The following is a 20,562-nucleotide window of genomic DNA, read 5'->3' on the forward strand; positions in this document are numbered from 1 at the left end:
GTCCTCGCTAGATACCCTGGTAGCCGCGCGTGATACGCGCAGACCCATCGTCACCAGGAGATTCCCATCAGCAGTTTCGCCGACAAGACGTTCACTGCGCCGGCGCAGATTCGGAACTTCTGCATCATCGCCCATATCGACCACGGCAAGTCCACCCTGGCCGACCGCATGCTGCAGCTCACCGGCGTCGTCGACGACCGGTCGATGCGCGCGCAGTACCTGGACCGCATGGACATCGAGCGTGAGCGCGGCATCACGATCAAGGCGCAGAACGTCCGGCTGCCCTGGAAGGTCGGTGACGAGGAGTTCGTCCTGCACCTGATCGACACCCCGGGCCACGTCGACTTCACCTACGAGGTGTCGCGCGCGCTGGAGGCCTGTGAGGGCGCCGTGCTGCTGGTCGACGCCGCGCAGGGCATCGAGGCGCAGACCCTGGCCAACCTGTACCTGGCGCTGGACCGCGACCTGACGATCATCCCGGTGCTCAACAAGATCGACCTGCCGGCCGCCGACCCGGACCGCTACGCGGGTGAGATCGCGCACATCATCGGCTGTGAGCCGTCCGACGTGCTGCGGGTGTCGGGCAAGACCGGTGAAGGCGTCAAGGAGCTGCTCGACGCCGTCGTCCGCCAGATCCCGGCACCGACCGGCGACCCGGATGCCCCGACCCGCGCGATGATCTTCGACTCGGTCTACGACATCTACCGCGGCGTGGTGACCTACGTCCGGGTGGTGGACGGCAAGATCGTCCCGCGCGAGAAGATCGCGATGATGTCGACCGGAGCGACGCACGAACTGCTCGAGGTCGGCATCGTGTCGCCCGAGCCCAAGGCCTCCGAGGGCCTCGGCGTCGGCGAGGTGGGTTACCTCATCACCGGTGTGAAGGACGTCCGTCAGTCCAAGGTCGGTGACACCGTGACCACGGCCCGCAAGGGCGCCACCGACGCGCTGACGGGCTACCGCGAGCCCAAGCCGATGGTCTACTCGGGCCTGTACCCCGTCGACGGGTCGGACTACCCGAACCTGCGCGACGCCCTCGACAAGCTCCAGCTCAACGACGCCGCGCTGACCTACGAGCCGGAAACCTCTGTGGCCCTTGGCTTCGGCTTCCGCTGCGGCTTCCTGGGCCTGCTGCACATGGAGATCACCCGGGAGCGCCTCGAGCGCGAGTTCAACCTGGACCTGATCTCCACCTCGCCCAACGTGGTCTACCGGGTGATCAAGGACGACAACACCGAGATGGTCGTCACCAACCCGTCGGACTGGCCGGAAGGCAAGGTGCGCAGCGTCTTCGAGCCGGTCGTGAAGACGACGGTGATCGCGCCCAGCGAGTTCATCGGCACCATCATGGAGCTCTGTCAGTCCCGCCGCGGTGAACTGCAGGGCATGGACTACCTGTCCCCGGAGCGCGTCGAGCTGCGCTACACCATGCCGCTCGGCGAGATCATCTTCGACTTCTTCGACTCGCTGAAGTCCCGCACGCGCGGCTACGCGTCGCTGGATTACGAAGAGGCCGGCGAGCAGGAAGCCGATCTGGTGAAGGTCGACATCCTGCTGCAGGGCGAGGCCGTCGACGCGTTCAGTGCCATCGTGCACAAGGATTCGGCGTCGGCGTACGGCAACAAGATGACGACCAAGCTCAAGGAGCTGATCCCGCGTCAGCAGTTCGAGGTCCCGGTGCAGGCCGCGATCGGCTCGAGAATCATTGCGCGCGAGAACATCCGGGCCATCCGCAAGGACGTGCTCTCCAAGTGCTACGGCGGTGACATCACCCGTAAGCGCAAGCTGCTCGAGAAGCAGAAGGAGGGCAAGAAGCGCATGAAAACCATTGGCCGGGTTGAGGTTCCGCAGGAGGCCTTCGTGGCCGCGCTGTCGACCGACGCGGCGAGCGACAAGCCCAAGAAGTAGGGATTTGTGCACGATTTTCCGCGGTCACCGCGGAAAATCGTGCACAAATCGCCTCTGACGCCTGCGGATTTGTTCCCATCGCATCGTTCTGAGCGCAAACCTGGGTGCCGGGCGCCTCGAGTCGTAGCTTGCACGGTGTGTCGAAAGAACTTCACCTTCTAGCGTTCGGCAACACTCGATCCGCCGGACCGTGGCGGCACCCCGATGCAGACAACAGCACCGCGGGTGTGCGGCGCCGCCTCATCAAACACGCGCAGACGGCGGAAGCGGGCACCTTCGACGCACTGTTCTTCGCCGACGGGCTGAACTACGGGCCGCCGGCCACCTGGGCCTACAAGATTCCCGAGGATTTCGAACCGCTCACCGCGACGGCCGCGCTGTCGTCGGTGACCGACCACATCGGTCTGGTGGTCACCGGCTCGGCGACGCTGCAGCATCCTTTCCACCTGGCGCGGCAGCTGCTTTCGCTCGATCACCTCAGCGGCGGGCGAGCCGGATGGAATCTGGTGACCAGTTTCGCTCGCGCGGCGGCGGACAATTTCAGCGCGCGGGGCGTCGTCGATCACGACGAGCGCTACGCGATCGCCGAAGAGGCGCTCGACGTGGTCCGCAAACTCTGGGACGGGTGGGGCGAGGACACGATCATCGAGGACCGGGCCGCCGGAGTCTTCCACGATGTCAACACGATTCGTACGGCAAACCATCACGGCAAGTACTTCGATGTGACGGGCCCGCTGGGTGCGTCGCGCTCCGCGCAGGGCCAGCCGGTGATCTTCCAGGCCGGAGCGTCGACCACCGGTAGGACTTTCGCCGCCCAGCACGCCGAGGTCATCTTCACCAGCCACGGCAATCGCGAACGGGCACAAGAGTTCTATCGGCAAATCCACCAGGAGGCCCGGCGTCTCGGCCGCGCCACACCGCCGCTGATCACCCCGTCGTTCCGCTACGTCATCGGCTCGACCGAGGACGAGGCGCGCCGCGCCGAACGGGACGAGTACGAGTACTTCAGCCCCGAATATCAGGCGGCCTGGCTGCTCGAGGTGGAGGTCGACGTCGTCGGCGCCGATCTCGACGGACCCGTGCCCGACTCGGCATTTCCCGAATCCACGCAGACGCACCAGACCGCGCTGGCCGGATATCGCGCGCTGGCCGCGGAAAGCCCGACCGTGCGGGACTTCCTGTATCGCACCGTCAACGGCTGGGGCGCCGGCGTCGTCGGCACCCCGGAACGCATAGCCGACGAACTCGAGGAGTGGTTCACCCAAGGCGCCGCAGACGGTTTCGTCCTTCGCGACTCCGGATTGCCCGGCCAGGCCGAGTTGTTCGTCGATCAGGTGGTTCCGGTGCTGCGCAAGCGCGGCCTGTTCCGCCACGAATACGCGGGCACGACGTTGCGATCGCATCTCGGGCTGGAGGTCCCCGCTCGCGCCTCGTCTTTCGCTGAGCCAGGTGCCCGATGACGGAGCCCTTCGTCCTCGCCGGTTTCACCATGTCGACGGTGTCGCACGGCAACTTCGGCATGTGGCGTCACCCGCAGGACCAGACCTCCCGGTACACCGACCTCCGGTACTGGGTGGAACTCGCGCAGCTCTTGGAGGCCGGCGGCTTCGATCTGCTCTTCATCGCCGACGCGGTCGGCCAGCTCGACGTCTTCGGTGGCAGCGCGCAGGCGGCGCTCACCGGCGCGGTGCAGACACCGGTCACCGACCCGCTGCTCGCCGTCTCCGCGATGGCGGCCGCCACCGAGCATCTCGGCTTCGGCATCACGGTGTCCACCACGTACGAGAGTCCATATCTGCTGGCGCGCAAGTTCAGTACGCTCGACCACCTCACCGGTGGGCGGATCGGGTGGAACATCGTCACGTCGCTGCTGGACAGCGCCGCCCGCAACATCATCGCGCGCGACCGGCAGATTCCGCACGATGAGCGGTACGCGATGGCGCAAGAGTTCCTCGAAGTCACCTACAAGCTGTGGGAAGGGTCCTGGGAACCCGACGCGGTACTGCGCGACCGCGACCGTGGCGTCTACACCGACGCCGACAAGGTGCACCCCATCGGGCATCACGGCCGCTACTTCAGCGTGCCGGGTGCGCATCTGGTCGAACCGTCCCCGCAACGCACTCCCGTGTTGTTCCAGGCCGGAACATCGACGGCGGGAAGGGAATTCGCGGCGCGCAATGCCGAATTGGTGTTCGCCAGCGATCCCCGTCCGGAGGTGTTGCGCGCCAACATCGCCGACATCCGGCGTCGCGCAGTGCAATACGGGCGGCGTCCGGACGCCATCAAGTTTCTGACCTCGGTCGAGATCGTCACCGACAGCACCGATGCCGCCGCACAGGCGAAGGCCGACGAACTGGCGCGTTACCACGGTCTCGAAGCCGGTCTGGTGCTGTTGTCGGCGCTGTCGGGTGTCGACTGGTCCGGCTACGGGGTGGACCGGCCGATCGAACAGTTCGACACCGACGCGAGCCGGTCGATCCTGGCCGCCGTGGCCGATCCCGATGCGCGCCAGCGTCTTACGTTGCGTGACTATGCCGGTGGGCTCGGCGGCTTCGGGGGCGCGTTGTTCGTCGGCTCCGGCCGCACCGTCGCCGACGACCTGGAAAGTTACGCGGAGCGCGCGGGCGTCGACGGCTTCAACATCTCGTATCACATCACACCGGGCAGCTTCGTCGATGTCGCCGAACACCTGATCCCCGAGCTGCGCCGGCGCGGGCGAGCGCGGGAGGCCGGTTCTTCGGAGACGTTGCGACAGCGAATTTTCGGCGGCGCGTCTGCACTGCTGCCCGACGATCATCCCGGTACCGCGTTCCGGCATCAAAGAATCGCGTCGATTTGATCGCTGCCGTATCGACCGTGACTGGAGGAAAGTGAATATCACGGTAATAGATCGGTAAATACCTGTGCGGCAAAGCATTACGCGATACGCAGGGTGGAAAGGCAGGCAACGTGTCCGCACCGAATCGCGTGGAACTGGCCGGTCGCGCACTGGCCTCCGCGCAAGGTCATGGGTTACAGAACGACGCGCTGGGATTCTGGGGGGTCTTCGCGCAGGGGCTGGCGGCCGCCGCACCCAGTGTGGCGCTGGCGTCGGTGCCCTTTTCGCTTTTCGTGGCCGCCGGTAACGGAGCGACCTGGGCGGTGCTCGTCGGCTTGGCCATCACCGTGCTGATCGCCACCACCATCAGCTTCCAGGCCCGGCGCACCGTGTCGTCGGGCTCGCTGGGCACCTACACCGGTAACGGGCTGGGCCCGGGATTCGCCTACGCCGCAGGTTTCAGCCTGTTGATCGGATACATCGGTTTCGCCACCACCGGCACCCTGGGCGGCGTCGTCTACCTCGACTCGTTCCTGGAATCCATCGGATTGGGTTCGCAGGCAACGTGGTTCCGGCTGCTGCTGGTGGTGATCATCGTCGGCGTCGCGACGTACCTGCCGTTCCGCGGTGCGTCCATCGCAGCCAAGTACGAGCTGGTCTTCGAGCTGATCGCCATCGCGTCGATTCTGGTGATCATCGTCGCCTCGTATGTCGGCTATGGATTCCGCGTCGATTGGGAGCAGTGGAACCCGGCACACCTGGGCAGCAGTACCACTTTCATTGCCGCGGTATCGGCCGTCGGTTCATACGCCGGCTTCGAGAGTGTCGCCTCGCTCGGCGCGGAAGCCAAAGACGCACACCGCAATATCGCCCGCTCCCTGCTGCGGGTGGTTTTACTGCTGGGTGTGCTCTACGTCGTGTCGACCTATCCGCAGATCCTGCACTTCAACTCGATCGACGGTGACAAGGCGATCCTGCCGCAGCTCGCGGACTCCACCGGCGTGCACTGGGTGAACCAGGTCGTCAGCGCAACCGTGGCGATCGCGTTCATCGTGTTCGTCACCGCTGTGACCACCGCCGCGGCACGGTCGCTGTTCACCTTCGCCCACGAGGGTGCGCTGCCGGCCGCGTTGACCAAGGTGCATCCCAAGTACAAGACGCCGTGGGTCGGCATCGCCTTCATCGGCGTGCTGTCCTTCGTCTTCTCGGTGGTGGCCACCGTGAGTTCGGCCGGCCGCGTGGTGTTCGACGTCTACGGCGCTTTCGTGGCCAATTGGGGATTCCTCGTCAGCTACCTGCTGGTCGTCGTCGCAACGCCCATCTGGCTGTACAAGATTCGGGCCCTCACCCCGGTGCGGCTGGCCGTGTCCGTGGCCGCGACGCTGGCCATCGGGTACGTCATCTTCAGCAATTTCTATCCGGCACCGAAGTTCCCGTTCAACATCCTGCCGCTCATCTATGCGGGCATCCTGCTGGCGGGGCTGGCCTGGTACTGGTATCTCAAGCGCACCCGGCCTGAGGTGGCCCGTCGGATCGGCAGCATTCAGACCCTGTCCGAATCCGAGCAGCAGCGGCTGATCGACGAAGGCATCCTCGAAGTGCTCGATCACCGGGCCGAGCAGACGAGTGCCGATGACGATCGTGAGCCGGACCGCGACAAGGAGCCGGTGGCCCCATGACAGTGGAAGCAGAACGCCGCGTGACAAGCTGGACGGTGACACCTGCGACGCCGATCGACCATCCACAGATCGCCGATTTCCTGGCCACCACTGTCGGTATCGGGGGACGCAAGTTCGCGGCTGATTCCCGTGATATCGCCGAACAATTCGACGACGCCCTACCCGACGCGCTGCTGGTGGTGCACGACGAAGCGCAGCGCGTCCGGGGCTACGCGGCATTGCACGAGCCGCACGGGCTGGCCCCGGAGTTCCTGGCGGACTTCGTCTTCGACCCGGCGACCGCGGACGACGTCGTCGACGCGACTGTCGTGGCGGTAGTCGCCCGGTTCCAACGGGAAGCCGCCGTGATCCCGAAAGCGTTCCTGCGCAGTTTCATCGGGCCCACGCAGCAGATCGCCCTCGACGCCCTCATCCGACTCGGCGCCACGGAGGAAGGCCGCTTCATTCGGACCCGCAAGTCCCTGGAAGACGAGGACGCCGAGGACCTGCAGGCCCTGACGCTGTCCGGACTCACGTTGCTGAGCTGGCCGGAGGTGATCGAGCGGGGTCTCACCGAACAGGTGCGCAGTCTGCAGTTCGACACGTTCCTCGAACACTTCGGCAACATGTCCAAGTCGCCGGAGAGCTTCGCCCACCACATCGAGAGTCGTGCTTTCACACCGGATTTCAGCAACGCGGTGGTGAACGAAGCGGGCGAGGTGGTCGGGTACGTGCTGGGCTCGACCTACACCCACCTGACCGGCGACGCCGAGGAGCGCAGCGCGCACACCGACTACATCGGCGTACGCGCAGACGAACGCAAGCGCGGGATCGGTGAATTCCTGCTGCGCAAGATCTGGCTGGCGGCGCTGCGCCGCGGCCTGTCGATCGCGTCGCTGGGCACCGATATCAACAATGCGAGCAAGGCGCACCTGCTGTATGCCCGACTGGGATACGTCGCGGTCGAACACCAGTCCGCGTACCGCATCGACTCGGAAGGATCCGCCAAATGAGCTCCACCGCAAACTATCTGCAGACTCCGACCGCCGATCTCGACGACCTACGGGCGCACTTCGCGCCGGTGTTCGCCAAGATCGCCGAGGCGAATCTGGACCGCGAACGCACGCGGACGTTTCCGCACGAGCAGGTGAGCCTGCTCAATGAAGCGGGGTTCGGCACGCTGCGAATCCCGGTGGAGCGCGGCGGTTTCGGCGCCTCACTGCAGCAGGTGTTCCTGCTGCTCGCCGACCTCGGGGAGGCCGATGCCAACGTCGCGCACATCTGGCGCAACCATCTGGCCTTCGTCGAGGACCGGCTGAACGCACCGGTATCCGATACCAATGACATCTGGATCAACCGGTTCCGGGCCGGTGAATTCGTCGGTGGTGGCTGGACGGAGGCCAACAACGTCACGCTCGCCAACCTGGTCTCGACCGTCACCACCGAGGGAGACCACTACCGGGTGACGGGCACGAAATTCTATGCCACGGGCAGTCTTTACGCGGACTGGCTCGATGTGCTCGGCCGCGGTGACGACGGCGAACTGCTCACCGCACTGGTGCGCGCCGACGGTCCCGGGGTCACCCTGGTCGACGACTGGGACGGCTTCGGCCAGCGCACCACGGCCAGCGGGACCGCCCGCTATGAGCGGGTGCGGGCCGAACGCGGCGATGTGTTTCCGGCCGCCGAACGGTTCGCCTATCAGGGCCACTTCTACCAGATCGCGATGTTGTCGGTACTGACCGGAATCACGCGGGCCGCGCTGCGCGACGGCTCGGCGGCTCTGCTCGGTCGTAAGCGCAACTACCCACAGGGCCTGACCGAGGTGCCAGCTCAGGACGCGCAGCTTCTGGCCGTCATCGGTGAGGTGTCCGCCGACGCGTTCGCGGCGGAAGCCGCACTTGCCAAGGCCGGCGAGGCGCTGGACCGCATCGCCGGAGACGACGACGGCGCGCGGCGGCGGCTGATCGCGGCCGAGGTGGCGGTGTCCCAGGCGCAGCTGGTGATCATCGCGGCCGCCCTGCGCGCCACCACGACGATCTTCGACGCGCTCGGTGCGTCCGGGGTGTCCGAAGTGCGTGGCCTGGACCGGCATTGGCGCAACGCCCGCACACTGGCCTCGCACAACCCGCGGGTGTACAAGGCGCGCATCCTCGGCGATCACCTGATCAACGGCACCGACCCGGTACCCGACTTCGCCGCGCTCGGGCGTGGGGGACAAGGCAATTAGGCGGCCCGCCGCGGTCGGGTCAGACCGCGTGACGCGGTCCTGCTGCGCGATGGTGCGGGTGTAGTCCCGGGATCATCATCGGCACCTCGGCGCGGTAGTCCTGGTACGGGGCTCCGAGGCCGGCGACCAGGTCGTGCTCCTCGAGCTGGATCGCGATCAGGATGTACCCGGTGGTGGCGAGCGAGAACAGCAGATGTCCCGCCGTCATCGTCGGGGTGGCCCAGAACGCGATGATGAAGCCGACCATGATCGGGTGCCGCACCACGCGGTAGAACATCGTGGTCCGGAAAGGCAAGTCGCGGTAGGGTTCTCCGCGCCACGCGAGATACACCTGGCGCAGCCCGAACAGATCGACGTGGCTGATCATGAACGTCGACATCAGCACGATCGCCCAGCCCACCCAGAACAGCGTGAGCAGCACGTAGCGCCCGGCCGGTGCGGTGACGTGCCAGACGACCTGTGGCATGGTCCGCCATTGCCAGTACAGCAAGCCCAGCAGCAGGCTCGACATCAGCACGTAGGTGCTGCGCTCGATGGCCTGCGGCACGACGCGCGTCCACATCCGTTTGAACGCCGGCCGGGCCATCACGCTGTGTTGCACCGCGAACAGCCCGAGCAGGATCAGGTTGACCACGACGGCCTCGCCGATCGACGCGGTGATGCCGTGGTCGACGGTGCGGGGTACCACCACGTTGCCCACGAAGCCGACGGCGTAGAGGAACGAGGCCAGGAACACCGCGTAACACAGCACGCCGTAACCAAGTGTCAGATAGCGCTTCATCCTGTCCTCCGATTCTCGGAATGATCCGGTGACGACGTCCGCACCGGTCGACTCGCACGCAGCGTCGGGGACGGCCCTAGGCGCGGCCTGGATGTCGGGAACGATTGGGCCCAACGAGAGGGGAGGGGCCGGCAGACCGCCGGTCCGTGACGTCACACCTGGTGCCGCAGCCCCTGGTCACTCTTCCAATATATTCCTGGCCGGAGATACGCGAAAACCCCCAGTTTTCCGCGGAATACTGGGGGTTTTCGGGTCTGCTCGTGAGGGTTAGGGCGAGCCCTCCGCGATGCGGCGGACCGCATCGATGAACACGTCGATCTCCTCGAACGTGTTGTAGAACGCGAACGACGGACGCACCGTCGCCTCGAGTCCCAGGCGCCGCAGGATGGGCTGGGCGCAGTGGTGCCCGGCCCGCACCGCGATACCTTCGGCGTTGAGCGCCTTGCCGACCTCGAGCGGCTCGTGCCCGGCCAGCACGAAGGACAGCACGCTGGCCTTCTCGTCGGCCGTGCCGACCAGCCGCACTCCCGGAATGGCCGCCAACCGCGGGGTGGCGTATTCCAGCAGAGCGTGCTCGTAGGCCGCAATCCGTTCGATACCAACACGTTCCACGTACCGGATCGCCTCACCCAGTCCCACCGCGTCCGCGATGTTGCCGGTGCCGGCCTCGAACTTGTTGGGCGGTCCCTGGAACACCGAACGCTCCAGCGTCACGTCGGCGATCATGTTGCCGCCGCCCTGCCACGGCGGGGTTTCGGCAAGCACGTCCTCGCGGCCGTACAGCACGCCGATGCCCGTCGGCCCGTAGATCTTGTGCCCGGAGAACACGAAGAAATCGGCGCCGAGTTCGGCCACGTCGATCGGGACGTGCGGGATGGACTGCGCCCCGTCGATCAGCACCCTGGCCCCGTAGCGGTGACCCAGCTCGACGATCGTCTTGACCGGCGTCACCGTGCCCAGCGCATTCGAAACCTGCGTGGCAGCAACCAGTTTCGTCCGCGGACCCAGCAGGTCCTCGAACTCGCTGAGCAGCAGATTGCCGGCGTCGTCGACCGGGGCGACCTTGATGACCGCGCCCGTCTGCTTCGCGATCAGCTGCCACGGAACGATGTTGGCATGATGCTCCAGGTGGGTGATGACGATCTCGTCACCCGGGCCCAGGTGCTTGCCACCCCACGAGTACGCCACCAGGTTGATGGCCTCGGTCGTGCCGCGGACGAAGATGATCTCTTCGGTCTTCGACGCGCCGATGAACCGCCGGACCGCCTCGCGGGCATCCTCGTAGGCATCCGTGGCCCGTGCCGCCAGTTCATGCGCGGCCCGGTGGATGTTCGAGTTCTCGTGGGCGTAGAAGTACGCCAGCCGGTCGATGACCGACTGCGGCTTCTGCGTCGTGGCCGCGTTGTCGAACCAGATCAGCGGCTTGCCGTTGACCGTCTCCTTGAGGATCGGGAAGTCGGCCCGGATCGCGTTGACGTCGAAGACCTCGTGGTCGTCCGGCACCACCGGAACCGGTTCGGCAGCAACGGATTCCGTGGGTGACTGCAGGAAGTAGTAACTCCCGGCATCCTCCGACGGCGGCGGAGCGCCCGTCCAGTTCAGCTCCGGCACTGCCGGGACGGTGCCCGGCCAGGTCGGCGCGGAGCCGCGCGGCGCGACAGGGGCGCTCGGCGGCGCAGCCAGCACCCCCGGCACCGTCGGGACCAGACCCGACGGCACCGCGAACGCCTCCAGCCCGCCGAACGGCGCGACCGGGCTCACCGCGTTACCCCGCGGTGCGACCGGCGCCGTGCCCGGCGGAATGCCTTCCGGCCCAGGCGAAGTCGGTGCCGGCGCGAACAGCTCCGGCACCGATACGAACTCGCCCGGCGTGCCCGGGTGCGCCAGACCGGCCGCGGTGGCGGCCGCCGACGTCCCGGTGGTCGCATCCCGGGCCACCCCGCGCGGCGCCACCTGTGTGGTCACCGGCGGGCTGTCCGGACCGGGGCGAAGGCTGGTGGCGTAGATCTGGCTGGCCAGTGCCGAGAGTTGGGCCTCGCTCAGTGCCGTTTGTTCGCTCCCGCTCAGTGGCAGATCACTTGTACTCATGGAAGTGGTCCACTCCGACGTCCTCGAGGACCGCCAGCGCATCGTCGGTGAGAACCGCCAGCGACGAGTACAGCGTGACCAGGTAGGACGCGATGGCCGACCGGTTGATGCCGGTGAAGCGGACCGACAGGCCCGGGGCCTGCTCGCCGACCAGACCCGGCTGGAACAGGCCGACCACGCCCTGACGCTCCTCGCCGGTGCGGACCAGGATGAACTTGGTTTTGCCGTCCACGACGGGCACCTTGTCCGACGGGATGATCGGGATGCCGCGCCAGGTGATGAACTGGGCGCCGAACAGGCTGACGACTGGTGGCGGCACGCCGCGGCGGGTCGCTTCCCGGCCGAACGCCGCCACACCCAGCGGGTTGGTCAGGAAGAAGGCGGGGGTCTTCCACACTTTGGTGATCAGGGAGTCCAGATCGTCGGGCGTGGGGGTGCCGCGCAGCGTCTGGATGGTCTGCTCGGGCGTGACCTGCGACAGCAACCCGTACTCCGGGTTGTTGATCAGCTCGGACTCCTGGCGTTCCTTGATGGTCTCGATGGTCAGGCGCAGCTGCTGGGCGACCTGGTCATGTGGGCTGGAGTAAAGGTCCGATACCCGGGTGTGGACGTCGAGCAGCGTCGAGATGGACCGCAGCGTGTACTCGCGCGGGCTGGTCTCGTAGTCGACGTAGGTCTCGGGCAGCGGATCCTCGGTACCCGAACCCTGCTCGGCAGCGATGGCGACCTGTTCGGGGTTCACCACGCGGTTGACGCGGTAGATACCCGCCTCGACCGGTACCCAGCTCAGCAGGTGCAGCAGGAATCGCGGGGTGATGGTCGACAGTTGTGGAACTGTCTTGGTGGCATTGGCTAGCTGCCTTGCGGCGAGATCGCCGAGGGCCTGCGATTCGTTCTGCGCAGACGTCATGGGGGGCTACCTCCGACGGGTTGTGGTGGGGATGCGGCGGCCACGATACGGCTTTGCGGGGGTCTCCACAGGGTTAGCGCGCAGCGTGGTTGAAACCCGTTTGCCGTGACGAATTCGGCCGTGGCTTTTCTGCGTGAGTGCCGTATGGTAGGCGGCGTGACCCACGACGGAGAACTGCGCATGCCCATGCGGCGCTGCTTCGTCGTGCCGTGTTGTTGTTGTTGATTTTCTGACGCCGACCCTCTGCGTTCTGCCCGCCCATCTTCTGGCGGTGCACGTAAACGCGCTGTTCACAGCCTCCAGGAAAGCAACACCGCAATGCCCTCCTCCTCTCTGCTCGCCCCCACCCGCACTGCCGTCACGGTCCGCCGGACCGTGCGCCGGGACGCCGAGATCACCCGGATGACCCGCTACCGCGGCGGCACCTATTCGCCGACCGTCGATACCGTGGTGTTCACCGACGGAACGACGGCGCGCACCGACCTGATCCGGCTGAACCCGAACATCGACGCGTACTCGCTGGACTTCCTCGGCGTGGCCCCCACCCGGCCGTCCCAGTACCGGCCGGCGAACTGGTCGGCGGTCCCCAACGTGGCAGCGCGTGCCTTCGAGGCCGAGGTCGACTGGATCATCCGCAACTCGTACCCCACCCTGGGTACGGTCGAGCTGAGCCGCCGGGTACGCGGGGCGGGCCACCTGAGCGGTGACGCCCACCTGGCCGAGCACGAGGCCATCGCCGCGACGCAGGCCGCGATCTGGCATTTCACCAACGGCCTGCGCCTGGACAACCGTCCCCTCAACGTGCCGGTCGCGATCACCACGGAACCAGGTGCCATCACCTTCGAATTCGACGGCGAACCCCAATTGGGCAGCTACACAGTCGAATTGACGAGCGACGCCGCCGTCTCGCTGGTGCTGCAGAAATCGGTCGACGGGACGTCATGGCGCGAAGTGGCCGCATCGGGACTCAACGTCGGGGCGGGCTACGGGCGTCACCGCCGGGGCATCGGGGTCGGTGCCACCGCGTCGGACAGCCGCCCGGGCCGTCAACACCGCGGGTACCGCTTCTACCGTCTGCAGATTCTCGCCGACAACGGGGCGTTCGTCGACATCGAAGACGTGCGCTTCACGCTCCATGGGTCCGGCCACTACCGCAACGCCGAACGCGTTGTCGCGCTGTACAACTACCTCGTGGCCGGTGCCGAGGCGGCACGGAGCCTGACGGTGGTGCCGCGGCTCACCGCCGACCGCGCAGTGGTCGCCGATGTGGTGGGACCCTTCCGGTTCGAGGCCACCGACGCCGCGACGCTCGCCGCCGCCGGCGGCACCCTCGTCGACGCGGCCGGGGGGTCGATCTCCGCCCCGGTCGCCCCCGGCAGCGACGTCTACCTGCGGCCAGCACCACAGGTTCGGCGGGTGACCATCACCGCGAGTGTGCCTGCGGCACAGAACGGTTTCGGCGGCCGCGTCATCACCGGGGTGGCGCACGACAGCAGCCTGACGCCCGTCGCACTCGCGGTGCCGACCCCGACCGTCATCGACTTCGAACTCACCTTCTAGCCGCGGGATTTGTGCACGTTTTTCCGCGGCCACCGCGGAAAAACGTGCACAAATCGCTCACTACATCGGCGCGTTCGCGGGCTGGAACACCCCGCTGCTGTCGGCTTCCTCTTCGGCGCGGATGACGTGCACGACGGCGTTGATCAACGCCAGGTGCGTGAACGCCTGCGGGAAGTTGCCCAGGTGCCGGCCGGTGCGCGGTTCGATCTCCTCGGCGTACAGGTGCAGCGGGCTGGCGAACGACAGCAGTTTCTCGCAGAGGTGCCGGGCCCGGCTCACCTCGCCGATCTCGACCAGCGCAGACACCAGCCAGAACGAGCAGATCGTGAAAGTGCCTTCCTCGCCGGACAATCCGTCGTCGGTCTCCTCGGTGCGGTAGCGCAGTACCAGCCCTTCCTCGGTGAGCTCTTCGGCGATGGCCATCACCGTCGCGCGCACCCGCGGGTCGTCGGCCGGCAGGAACCGGGTGAGGATCGCCAGCAGCAGTGAGGCATCGAGCGCGTCGTCGCCGTACCGCTGGGTCAGCACGCCGCGCTTGTCGACACCGTGGGCCAGGACGTCGGCCTTGATCTCGTCGGCGATCGCACGCCACTGCTGCGCGTACGACTTTTCGCCTTGCAGCTCAGCGAGTTTCGAGCCGCGATCCAATGCCACCCAGCACATGATCTTGCTGGAGGTGAAGTGCTGCGGCTCGCCGCGCACCTCCCAGATGCCGCGGTCGGGTTCCTTCCAGTGCTTGATCGCTTCTTCCACTTGATTTTTCAGCACCGGCCACAGCATCTCGGGAATCTGCTCACGGGATTTGGCGTGCAGGTACACCGAATCGAGCATGGTGCCCCAGATGTCGTGCTGCATCTGGTTGTAGGCGCCGTTGCCGATCCGGACCGGCCGCGAATAGTCGTAGCCGGACAGGTGGTGCAGTTCTTCCTCGACCAGGCTGCGTTCGCCGCCGACGCCGTACATCACCTGAAGGGGATGGCGCTCACCGTTGTTGGCGCCGGACACGTCGGCGATGAACGAGAAGAAGTCGTCGGCCTCACGGTCCAGCCCCAGGGTGTACAGACCCCACAGCGCGAACGTGGAGTCCCGGATCCACGAGTACCGGTAATCCCAGTTCCGTTCGCCGTGAGGGGTTTCCGGCAGCGACGTGGTGCTCGCGGCCAGCAGCGCGCCGGTCGGGGAGTACGTCAGGCCCTTCAGCGTCAGCGCGCTGCGCTGCAGGTACGACCGCCACGGATGGTCCGGGAAGTCGCCGACGTTGATCCACTGCCGCCAGGCCTCGCTGGTCTTCCACATCTTGTCGGAGGCCTCGTCGAAGGTCTGCGGCGACGGGTGCTTGGACCACGACAGCGCGACGAAAACCTTGTCACCCTCGGTCAGCCGCGTCCGGGCCCGCGCTTCGTGGCCCTCCAGACCGATCCGCAGGTTCGTGGTCAGCCGCAGGGTCGGGTGCGCCTCCGGGTTCTTGCCCGCCCGCGCGATCGCCTCGCCGTAGGCCGCGGCCGAGTACTCCCACGTCGCGCTCTCTCGGTGGTAGTCGAACGACGGCTCGCAGCTCATGACGAACTCGACGGTGCCGCTGACGCAGCGGACGGTGCGCAGCAGGATGTGCTCGGCGTCCCAGTCCATCGGGGTGCGACGGTGTGTGCGGGACCGGGTCTCGATGTCGTGCCACGGCCCCATCACGAGGGCGTCGCGCACGATGGCCCAGCCGGTGTGCGTCTGCCAGGTGGTCTCCAGGATGAGCGAGCCCGGCAGGTACCGCCGCGCCGACGGCACCGTCACCCCGTAGGGCGCCAGGCGGAAGTGGCCGGCACCGCGGTCCAGGATCGAGCCGAAGACGCTGGGGGAGTCCGGCCGCGGCACGCACATCCACTCCACGGAGCCCGCGGACGAGATCAGGCAGGTGTTCTCGCAGTCGGAGAGGAAGGCGTAATCCGCGATGGGTGGAAACGGCGTGCGGACCGCCGTCGAGATCGCACCGCCAGTCAGTGAATCGTCGCCCGCTGCGGCGAGGTGAGGAATCCCGTGGCCGTTCGCCAGGATGTGGCCTGGGTCGCTGGATTGGCCCGACTTGTCCGTTTGTGGCAGCACCATTCGCACATCATCGACTGCATCTGCGGTTGCCGTCCACCGAAAGCCCCGACGGGGCCTGCCGGATTCGACCCAGCGCGATTCGAAAGGGCACACACCGTAGGCTGAGAATCGATGAACGGCATTCTGAATTGGTGGGACGGCGTCGAGCTGTGGCTGTCCGGCCTGTCGTTCGTGGTGCAGACGATCATCGTGATGCCCGTGGTGCTGGCGCTCGCATACGGCCTGGCAGTGGTGCTCGACGTGGCGCTGGGCTACTCCATCACGCTGCTGCACCGGGCCCGCCACGTCGAGGAGGACGCGCTGTGAACGGACTGCCGCAGTCACGAGTGACGCTGATCCTGGTGCTGCTGGTGGTGCTCGTCATCGTCACGTGGCTGCTGACTCGCTGAGCAGTGGCTACGAGCCGGCCTCTGATATTCTTCCGGCCATGCACGCAGCGTCCGGCACAACCGAGGGCCACATCCTGGCCCTCATTGCCGTGGGTACCCGCGCTGTTGCTGACGTCGCCTGTTGTCGCTGACCCCGTTTCCGTCCGCGGTTTCCGGGATCGGCGTCGGCTTCTGCTATGCCCACGTGCTGATCGATCACCTTGCCGTGTGACGGGTAGTCCATCCGTAAACCAGCAAGGAAGGCCCATCAATGCACAAGATCATCAAGAACTGGCGGCCCGCCACCGCGGTCGCTGCCGTCGTGGCCAGCACGACAGTGCTCGCCGCATGCGGTGGCGGAGCGAGTGACGTCGCCGGCGGTGGCGGTGCACAGTCGGGCGCCAACACCACCCTGACCCTGGTGGCCTACGCCGTGCCGGAGCCCGGTTGGAGCAAGATCATCCCGGCGTTCGCTGCCACCCCTGAGGGCAAGGGCGTCGCCGTGACCACGTCGTACGGCGCATCGGGCGACCAGTCGCGCAAGGTCGAGTCCGGTGCTCCCGCCGACATCGTCAACTTCTCGGTGGAGCCCGACGTCACCCGCCTGGTTAAGGCCGGCAAGGTCAGCAAGGACTGGAACGCCGACGCCACGAAGGGCATCCCATTCGGTTCGGTGGTGTCGCTGGTCGTGCGCAAGGGCAACCCCAAGGGCATCAAGGACTGGGACGACCTGCTCAAGCCGGGCGTCGAGGTCGTCACGCCCAGCCCGCTGAGCTCGGGTTCGGCCAAGTGGAACCTGCTGGCGCCGTACGCCGTGAAGAGCAACGGCGGCAAGGACGCCCAGGCGGGTATCGACTTCGTGCGGCAGCTGGTCGTCGAGCACATCAAGACCCGTCCGGGTTCGGGCCGCGAGGCCACCGATCTGTTCCTGCACGGCACCGGTGACGTGCTGATCAGCTACGAGAACGAAGCCATCAACGTCGAGCGTCAGGGCAAGGACGTCGAGCACATCAACCCGCCGCAGACCTTCAAGATCGAGAACCCGGTGGCGGTCGTGACCTCGGGCCCGCACCAGGACAAGGCCAACGCGCTGAAGAACTTCCTCTACACCGCGGACGGCCAGAAGCTGTGGGCGCAGGCCGGGTTCCGTCCGGTCGATCCGGCCGTGACCGCTGAGTTCGCCAAGGACTTCCCGACGCCGGAGAAGCTGTGGACCATCGCTGACCTGGGTGGATGGAAGACCGTCGATCCGGCGTTGTTCGACAAGGAAAATGGCAGCATCACCAAGATCTACAAGCAGGCCACTGGATGACGAGCACTGTTCAGTTCGACGGCGTCCCGGCCCGGCCCGAGTCCAATGGTGACTCGGCCGGGCCGGGCCCTGGCGTGAGGAACGCATTGGGCACGACGTCGTTGCGCGTGGGAGCGGCGAGCATCTGGCTGTCCGTCATCGTGCTGCTGCCGCTGGCCGCGATCCTGGTCCAATCCGCTCGCGGCGGCTGGGGATACTTCTGGTCGGCGGTGACGTCCAACTCGGCCATCGCGTCCTTCCGGGTGACGCTGGAGGTCTCCGCGGCCGTCGCGCTCATCAACCTCGTCTTCGGGCTGTTGGTGGCGTGGGTGCTGACCCGGGACGACTTCGTCGGCAAGCGGCTTGTGGACGCCGTCATCGACCTGCCGTTCGCGCTGCCCACGATCGTGGCCAGCCTCGTGATGCTCGCGCTCTACGGTCCGGCCAGCCCGGTGAACCTGCATCTGCAGCACACCAAGTGGGGCATCGGCGTCGCGTTGCTGTTCGTCACGCTGCCGTTCGTGGTGCGGTCGGTGCAGCCGGTCCTGCTCGAACTCGACCAGGAGACCGAAGAGGCGGCCGCGTCGCTCGGCGCCAACAACTTCGTCATCTTCACCAAGGTGGTGCTGCCGGCGTTGCTCCCGTCATTGCTGTCGGGCGCCGGTCTGGCCTTCTCCCGCGCCATCGGCGAGTTCGGTTCGGTGGTGCTGATCGGCGGCGCGGTGCCCGGCGAGACCGAGGTGTCGTCGCAGTGGATCCGCACCCTGATCGAGAACGACGACCGTACCGGTGCGGCCGCTATCTCGATTGTGCTGCTGGTGATCTCGTTCGTCGTGCTGTTCGTGTTGCGAGTCATCGGGTCGCGGGCGGCCAAGCGTCAGGAGTTGGCCGCATGACGGCCGGCGAGGAGCCGAAGGCGGATCGCGCATGACCTTGTCACCGGTGGTTCGCTACCTGGCCCGGTACGTGGCGCTGGCCTACATCACGGTGCTCGTCATCGTGCCCGTCGGCCTGATCCTGTGGCGGACGTTCCAACCCGGCCTCGGCGAGTTCTTCACCCAGATCACTACGCCGGCAGCCATTTCCGCGCTGCAGCTCTCGCTGCTCGTCGTCGCCATCGTGGTGCCGCTCAACGTGCTGTTCGGCGTGCCGACCGCACTGGTGTTGGCCCGCAACCGGTTCCGCGGCAAGAGCGTCCTGCAGGCCGTGATCGACCTGCCGTTCGCGGTGTCGCCCGTCGTGGTCGGTGTGGCCCTGATCCTGCTGTGGGGCTCGGCCGGACTGCTCGGCTTCGTCGAGCACAGTTGGGGATTCAAGATCATCTTCGGCTTCCCCGGCATCGTGCTGGCGAGCATCTTCGTCACGGTTCCCTTCGTGATCCGCGAAGTCGAACCGGTGCTGCACGAGCTCGGCACCGACCAGGAAGAGGCGGCCTCCACCCTGGGTGCGCAGTGGTGGCAGACGTTCTGGCGGATCACGCTGCCGTCCATCCGCTGGGGCCTGACCTACGGCGTCGTGCTGACCGTCGCGCGCACGCTGGGGGAGTACGGCGCCGTCATCATGGTGTCCTCCAACCTGCCCGGCCAATCCCAGACCCTGACCCTGCTGGTGTCCGACCGGTACAGCCGCGGCGCCGAATACGGCGCCTACGCCATGTCGACAGTGCTGATGGCCGTCGCGGTGATCGTGCTGATCGTGCAGGTAATCCTCGACGCCCGGCGTGCCCGGGCGGCACAATAGCTTTTCGATAGGAAGAACCGATCATGAGTGACGAGCAGAAGCAGGGCAGCCCGCCCGCCATCACGGTGCGCGGTGCCAACAAGCACTACGGCGACTTCGCGGCCCTCGACAACGTCGACTTCGACGTACCCGAGGGCTCGCTGACCGCGCTGCTGGGCCCCAGTGGGTCGGGTAAGTCCACGCTGTTGCGGGCCATCGCCGGCCTCGACACCCCGGACACCGGCACGATCACCATCAAGGGCAACGACGTCACCGGGGTGCCGCCGCAGCGGCGCGGCATCGGTTTCGTCTTCCAGCACTATGCAGCGTTCAAACACCTCACCGTCCGCGAGAACGTCGCGTTCGGGCTGAAGATCCGCAAGAAGCCGAAGGCCGAGGTCAAGGCCAAGGTCGATGATCTGCTGGAAGTGGTGGGGCTCAGCGGTTTCCAGACGCGCTACCCCAGCCAGCTCTCCGGCGGTCAGCGTCAGCGCATGGCGCTGGCCCGCGCCCTCGCGGTCGACCCGCAGGTGCTACTCCTCGACGAGCCGTTCGGCGCCCTCGACGCCAAGGTCCGCGACGACCTGCGCAGCTGGCTGCGCCGCCTGCACGACGAGGTGCACGTGACCACCGTGCTCGTCACGCACGACCAGGCCGAGGCGCTCGACGTCGCCGACCGGATCGCGGTGCTGAACAAGGGCCGCATCGAACAGGTCGGGTCGCCGACCGAGGTCTACGACAGCCCGGCCAACCCGTTCGTGATGTCGTTCCTGGGCGCGGTGTCGACGCTGAACGGGACGCTGGTGCGGCCCCACGACATCCGCGTGGGCCGCAACCCCGACATGGCCATCTCCCAGGCCGACGGCGACGTGGCGGCTACCGGAGTGCTGCGGGCCAAGGTCGACCGCGTGGTCGTCCTCGGCTTCGAGGTGCGCGTCGAGCTGACAACCGCGGCCGACCACACGCCGTTCACCGCCCAGATCACGCGCGGTGACGCCGAAGCGCTGCAGCTCATCGAGGGCGACACCGTGTACGTCCGGGCCACCCGCATCCCGCCGATCGCGGGGCAGACGCAAGAGGTCGAGGCGGTCCTCGCCGGGGCCTGAGCCACGAGGGATCACGCACCGCGGCCGC

General features: G+C 66.9%; 17 protein-coding genes. 13 read left to right on the plus strand and 4 right to left on the minus strand.

Annotation, left to right across the window (positions count from 1 at the left end; genetic code table 11):
* Nucleotides 1-60 precede the first annotated feature (60 nt).
* From lepA to ACJH7A_RS00490, 6 genes are all read left to right on the plus strand, one after another.
* Nucleotides 61-1,908 carry a translation elongation factor 4 gene (gene lepA / locus ACJH7A_RS00465; RefSeq protein WP_212814898.1) on the plus strand — a complete coding sequence of 616 codons (1,848 nt, stop codon included), beginning with the start codon at nucleotides 61-63 and terminating at the stop codon, nucleotides 1,906-1,908.
* A 137-nt stretch (nucleotides 1,909-2,045) separates the two neighbouring features.
* Nucleotides 2,046-3,368 carry an NtaA/DmoA family FMN-dependent monooxygenase gene (locus tag ACJH7A_RS00470; protein WP_212812277.1) on the plus strand — a complete coding sequence of 441 codons (1,323 nt, stop codon included), beginning with the start codon at nucleotides 2,046-2,048 and terminating at the stop codon, nucleotides 3,366-3,368.
* Nucleotides 3,365-4,747: an LLM class flavin-dependent oxidoreductase gene (locus ACJH7A_RS00475; RefSeq protein WP_406801269.1), complete on the plus strand. Its 1,383-nt coding sequence runs from the start codon at nucleotides 3,365-3,367 to the stop codon at nucleotides 4,745-4,747. The genes ACJH7A_RS00470 and ACJH7A_RS00475 overlap by 4 nt, the downstream gene beginning before the upstream one ends.
* A gap of 110 nt (nucleotides 4,748-4,857) precedes the next feature.
* On the plus strand, nucleotides 4,858-6,405 hold the full coding sequence (locus tag ACJH7A_RS00480) for an APC family permease (RefSeq protein WP_212812275.1): 1,548 nt from the start codon (nucleotides 4,858-4,860) through the stop codon (nucleotides 6,403-6,405).
* Nucleotides 6,402-7,397 carry an N-acetyltransferase gene (locus ACJH7A_RS00485; protein ID WP_212812274.1) on the plus strand — a complete coding sequence of 332 codons (996 nt, stop codon included), beginning with the start codon at nucleotides 6,402-6,404 and terminating at the stop codon, nucleotides 7,395-7,397. Before ACJH7A_RS00480 ends, ACJH7A_RS00485 begins: the two co-directional genes overlap by 4 nt.
* The gene (locus ACJH7A_RS00490; protein ID WP_212812273.1) at nucleotides 7,394-8,614 is read left to right on the plus strand and encodes an acyl-CoA dehydrogenase family protein; all 1,221 of its coding nucleotides are present in this window, start codon (nucleotides 7,394-7,396) and stop codon (nucleotides 8,612-8,614) included. Before ACJH7A_RS00485 ends, ACJH7A_RS00490 begins: the two co-directional genes overlap by 4 nt.
* Before the next feature lie 19 nt (nucleotides 8,615-8,633).
* Here ACJH7A_RS00490 and mddA read toward each other — a convergent pair whose 3' ends face one another.
* The 3 genes from mddA to ACJH7A_RS00505 form a co-directional block, all read right to left on the minus strand.
* Nucleotides 8,634-9,395 carry a methanethiol S-methyltransferase gene (gene mddA, locus ACJH7A_RS00495; protein WP_212812272.1) on the minus strand — a complete coding sequence of 254 codons (762 nt, stop codon included), beginning with the start codon at nucleotides 9,393-9,395 and terminating at the stop codon, nucleotides 8,634-8,636.
* A gap of 267 nt (nucleotides 9,396-9,662) precedes the next feature.
* A complete protein-coding gene (locus tag ACJH7A_RS00500; protein WP_406801270.1) occupies nucleotides 9,663-11,483 on the minus strand; it encodes a family 2A encapsulin nanocompartment cargo protein cysteine desulfurase in 1,821 nt (606 codons plus the stop codon).
* Complete coding sequence (locus ACJH7A_RS00505; RefSeq protein WP_064860926.1) at nucleotides 11,470-12,393, minus strand: family 2A encapsulin nanocompartment shell protein; 924 nt, start codon at nucleotides 12,391-12,393, stop codon at nucleotides 11,470-11,472. The genes ACJH7A_RS00500 and ACJH7A_RS00505 overlap by 14 nt, the downstream gene beginning before the upstream one ends.
* Before the next feature lie 318 nt (nucleotides 12,394-12,711).
* On the opposite strand from ACJH7A_RS00505, the gene ACJH7A_RS00510 reads away from it, so the two are divergent.
* Complete coding sequence (locus tag ACJH7A_RS00510; RefSeq protein ID WP_212812271.1) at nucleotides 12,712-13,953, plus strand: thioester domain-containing protein; 1,242 nt, start codon at nucleotides 12,712-12,714, stop codon at nucleotides 13,951-13,953.
* 60 nt (nucleotides 13,954-14,013) lie between these two features.
* Here ACJH7A_RS00510 and ACJH7A_RS00515 read toward each other — a convergent pair whose 3' ends face one another.
* Nucleotides 14,014-16,050, minus strand: a complete 2,037-nt coding sequence (locus tag ACJH7A_RS00515; RefSeq protein ID WP_110767782.1) for a glycoside hydrolase family 15 protein — start codon at nucleotides 16,048-16,050, stop codon at nucleotides 14,014-14,016.
* A 111-nt stretch (nucleotides 16,051-16,161) separates the two neighbouring features.
* On the opposite strand from ACJH7A_RS00515, the gene ACJH7A_RS00520 reads away from it, so the two are divergent.
* The 6 genes from ACJH7A_RS00520 to ACJH7A_RS00545 all read left to right on the plus strand — a co-directional run bounded on the left by ACJH7A_RS00520 (nucleotide 16,162) and on the right by ACJH7A_RS00545 (nucleotide 20,534).
* Entirely contained in the window at nucleotides 16,162-16,356 is a 195-nt protein-coding gene (locus ACJH7A_RS00520; protein ID WP_212812270.1) for a hypothetical protein, read from the plus strand.
* A gap of 121 nt (nucleotides 16,357-16,477) precedes the next feature.
* Nucleotides 16,478-16,570 (plus strand): Ms4533A family Cys-rich leader peptide, encoded by a 93-nt coding sequence (locus ACJH7A_RS00525; protein WP_350224460.1) that lies wholly within the window; start codon nucleotides 16,478-16,480, stop codon nucleotides 16,568-16,570.
* A 119-nt stretch (nucleotides 16,571-16,689) separates the two neighbouring features.
* On the plus strand, nucleotides 16,690-17,730 hold the full coding sequence (locus tag ACJH7A_RS00530; RefSeq protein WP_061006468.1) for a sulfate ABC transporter substrate-binding protein: 1,041 nt from the start codon (nucleotides 16,690-16,692) through the stop codon (nucleotides 17,728-17,730).
* Entirely contained in the window at nucleotides 17,727-18,605 is an 879-nt protein-coding gene (gene cysT / locus ACJH7A_RS00535) for a sulfate ABC transporter permease subunit CysT (RefSeq protein WP_212812269.1), read from the plus strand. The genes ACJH7A_RS00530 and cysT overlap by 4 nt, the downstream gene beginning before the upstream one ends.
* A 31-nt stretch (nucleotides 18,606-18,636) precedes the next feature.
* Complete coding sequence (gene cysW / locus ACJH7A_RS00540; RefSeq protein ID WP_061006466.1) at nucleotides 18,637-19,449, plus strand: sulfate ABC transporter permease subunit CysW; 813 nt, start codon at nucleotides 18,637-18,639, stop codon at nucleotides 19,447-19,449.
* Nucleotides 19,450-19,472: 23 nt separating this feature from the next.
* Nucleotides 19,473-20,534 carry a sulfate/molybdate ABC transporter ATP-binding protein gene (locus ACJH7A_RS00545; RefSeq protein ID WP_212812268.1) on the plus strand — a complete coding sequence of 354 codons (1,062 nt, stop codon included), beginning with the start codon at nucleotides 19,473-19,475 and terminating at the stop codon, nucleotides 20,532-20,534.
* Nucleotides 20,535-20,562: the final 28 nt, after the last annotated feature.

Source organism: Mycobacterium sp. SMC-17, assembly GCF_045310915.1.
GTDB lineage: Bacteria > Actinomycetota > Actinomycetes > Mycobacteriales > Mycobacteriaceae > Mycobacterium.

Coding starts and splice junctions, on each gene's coding strand:
- ACJH7A_RS00475 (WP_406801269.1), top strand. CDS start 3,365: ATGACGGAGCCCTTCGTCCTCGCCGGTTTCACCATGTCGACGGTGTCG.
- ACJH7A_RS00485 (WP_212812274.1), top strand. CDS start 6,402: ATGACAGTGGAAGCAGAACGCCGCGTGACAAGCTGGACGGTGACACCT.
- ACJH7A_RS00490 (WP_212812273.1), top strand. CDS start 7,394: ATGAGCTCCACCGCAAACTATCTGCAGACTCCGACCGCCGATCTCGAC.
- mddA (WP_212812272.1), bottom strand. CDS start 9,395: ATGAAGCGCTATCTGACACTTGGTTACGGCGTGCTGTGTTACGCGGTG.
- ACJH7A_RS00500 (WP_406801270.1), bottom strand. CDS start 11,483: ATGAGTACAAGTGATCTGCCACTGAGCGGGAGCGAACAAACGGCACTG.
- ACJH7A_RS00505 (WP_064860926.1), bottom strand. CDS start 12,393: ATGACGTCTGCGCAGAACGAATCGCAGGCCCTCGGCGATCTCGCCGCA.
- ACJH7A_RS00510 (WP_212812271.1), top strand. CDS start 12,712: ATGCCCTCCTCCTCTCTGCTCGCCCCCACCCGCACTGCCGTCACGGTC.
- ACJH7A_RS00515 (WP_110767782.1), bottom strand. CDS start 16,050: ATGGTGCTGCCACAAACGGACAAGTCGGGCCAATCCAGCGACCCAGGC.
- ACJH7A_RS00520 (WP_212812270.1), top strand. CDS start 16,162: ATGAACGGCATTCTGAATTGGTGGGACGGCGTCGAGCTGTGGCTGTCC.
- ACJH7A_RS00525 (WP_350224460.1), top strand. CDS start 16,478: ATGCACGCAGCGTCCGGCACAACCGAGGGCCACATCCTGGCCCTCATT.
- ACJH7A_RS00530 (WP_061006468.1), top strand. CDS start 16,690: ATGCACAAGATCATCAAGAACTGGCGGCCCGCCACCGCGGTCGCTGCC.
- cysT (WP_212812269.1), top strand. CDS start 17,727: ATGACGAGCACTGTTCAGTTCGACGGCGTCCCGGCCCGGCCCGAGTCC.
- cysW (WP_061006466.1), top strand. CDS start 18,637: ATGACCTTGTCACCGGTGGTTCGCTACCTGGCCCGGTACGTGGCGCTG.
- ACJH7A_RS00545 (WP_212812268.1), top strand. CDS start 19,473: ATGAGTGACGAGCAGAAGCAGGGCAGCCCGCCCGCCATCACGGTGCGC.